Below are 1,877 nucleotides of genomic sequence, written 5' to 3'. Positions count from 1 at the left end.
GTGCCGGTGGGCCGGCGGGCGGGGCGTTCGTCGAGGTGGGCGAGCAGGGCCAGGACGCAGGTGTGCCAGCCGGCGGCGAAGCTGGCGGCGCCGTGGAGGTCGGTGAAGGTGTGGGTGAGGGTGAGGATGGTGGCCTCGCCGTCGGGGTGGAGCTCCCAGCGCAGCTCGTCGTCGCCCCAGGTGTGGGCGAAGACGTGGGGTGGGTCGAGCTCGGTGATGCGGCCTTGGGGGCCGAAGCCGTAGGTGATGCGGTCGCCGTCGATGGTGACGTCGGCGGGGAACCAGTGGGCGAGGTGTTCGGGCTGGGTGATGGCGCGCCAGACTTTGGCCTGGGGGTGGGGGAGGCGGCGTTGCATGCGCAGGGTGGTGCGGCCGTCGGGGTGGATGGTGAGGTTTTCGTTCATCGGTCGTGGTCTTCCATGGTGTCGAGGTGGTTGTCGAGTCGGTCGAGGCTGTGGGCCCAGAGTTTGCGGTAGGGGGTGAGCCAGGCGTCGATGTCGGCGAGGGGTTGGGGGCGTAGTTCGTACCAGCGGCGTTGGGCGTCTTTGCGGACGGTGACGAGGCCGGCTTCGCGTAGGGCGCGCAGGTGTTTGGAGGTGGCGGGCTGGGTGAGGCCGAGGTGGTGGGTGAGCTCGCCGACGAGGTGGGGGCGTTGGAGGAGGAGGTCGAGGATGTGGCGTCGGGCGGGTTCTGCTAGCACGTCGAAGCGCATGGGCGTGAATATACTCGGCCGGGTATATGCCCGCAAGTGCATGTAGTGGGGTTCAGGCGCCGGCGCGGCGGGCGTTGGCGTGGATGGCGTGGCGGAGGTAGCCGGCCAGGCCAGGGGTGAGGGCGTCGTAGGTGGCGGTGAAGCGGGGGTCGTCGACGTACATGTCGCCCAGGCAGCGGTGGATCTCGTACGTGCAGGTGTAGAACCAGCGGGTGATGTGGCCGCGGTGGCGTTCGGCCAGGTCCATGGCGTGGTCGCCGTCGGCGGGCAGGCCGGCTTTGCAGGCGGCGACGAGGTCGGCGGCGATGGCTTCGCCTTCGGCTCGCAGCTGGAGCCAGTCGGCTTTGGTGTAGGTGGCGACGCGGCGGCGGCTCTGGGCGTACCGTTCGCCGCCGCCCCAGCGGCGTTCGACTTCGGCGTCGTGGTCTTCGGGGCGGAAGTCGCCGAAGACTTCGAGGCGTTCTTGCGGGGTCAGGGGGATGTTCAGGGTGCGGGCCTGCATGGCGCGTTCGACGGCGGCGATGACCTCGTGGATGCGTTCGGCTTTGCGGGTGAGGAGCTCGTGCTGGCGGCGCAGGTGGGTGAGCTCGTCGGTGCGGGGTTCGTCGAGGATGACGGCGATCTCCTCCAGGGCGAAGCCGAGCTCGCGGTAGAGCAGGATCTGCTGTAGGCGGGTGAGGTCGGTGTCGGTGTAGCGGCGGTAGCCGGCGGTGGTGCGCTCGCCGGGGGTGAGCAGGCCGATCTCGTCGTAGTGGTGCAGGGTGCGTACGGTGATGCCGGCGAGCCTGGCGACCTGTCCCACGGAGAAGCTCATGTCTTACACCTTGCCGGGTGACGTTACGTGAGGGTCAAGTTCGGGCGGCGGGTGGTGTGTCGTGGCTGGACTCTCCGGTGGGGGGAGAGCCCATGCTTGGGGGTGTGGATGAGGATCTGTTGCCGATCGGGCAGTTCGCGCAGTTGGGGCGGTTGAGCGTCAAGCAGTTGCGGCACTATGACGAGCTGGGGTTGCTGCGGCCGGCGTATGTCGATGCTGAGACGGGTTACCGCTATTACCGGGCTTCGCAGGCGCGGGAGGCGTTGTCGATCGGGTTGCTGCGGTCGCTGGATGTGCCGTTGCCGGTGGTGGGGCAGGTGTTGTCGGGGGCTGTCTCTTATACAATCTCCG

General features: G+C 68.7%; 4 protein-coding genes. 1 reads left to right on the top strand and 3 read right to left on the bottom strand.

From position 1 onward, the window contains the following. The 3 genes from ETD85_RS62025 to ETD85_RS62015 form a co-directional block, all read right to left on the bottom strand. The coding region (locus ETD85_RS62025) for an SRPBCC family protein (protein WP_138699056.1) at positions 1-404 on the bottom strand (404 nt) is incomplete at its 3' end. Continuing rightward, positions 401-712 (bottom strand): ArsR/SmtB family transcription factor, encoded by a 312-nt coding sequence (locus ETD85_RS62020; protein WP_138699055.1) that lies wholly within the window; start codon positions 710-712, stop codon positions 401-403. The genes ETD85_RS62020 and ETD85_RS62025, both read right to left, overlap by 4 nt. A gap of 52 nt (positions 713-764) precedes the next feature. Next, a complete protein-coding gene (locus ETD85_RS62015; RefSeq protein WP_138699054.1) occupies positions 765-1,526 on the bottom strand; it encodes a MerR family transcriptional regulator in 762 nt (253 codons plus the stop codon). A 104-nt stretch (positions 1,527-1,630) separates the two neighbouring features. On the opposite strand from ETD85_RS62015, the gene ETD85_RS62010 reads away from it, so the two are divergent. Beyond that, positions 1,631-1,877 (top strand): MerR family DNA-binding transcriptional regulator (locus ETD85_RS62010; RefSeq protein ID WP_240780190.1); only part of this gene is annotated, 247 nt, incomplete at its 3' end.

The sequence above is a fragment of the Nonomuraea zeae genome (assembly GCF_005889725.1).
Lineage (GTDB): Bacteria > Actinomycetota > Actinomycetes > Streptosporangiales > Streptosporangiaceae > Nonomuraea > Nonomuraea zeae.
The sequence above is the reverse complement of the archived record's forward strand: the minus strand, read 5'-3'. Positions and strand labels throughout refer to the sequence as shown.

Coding starts and splice junctions, on each gene's coding strand:
- ETD85_RS62020 (WP_138699055.1), bottom strand. CDS start 712: ATGCGCTTCGACGTGCTAGCAGAACCCGCCCGACGCCACATCCTCGAC.
- ETD85_RS62015 (WP_138699054.1), bottom strand. CDS start 1,526: ATGAGCTTCTCCGTGGGACAGGTCGCCAGGCTCGCCGGCATCACCGTA.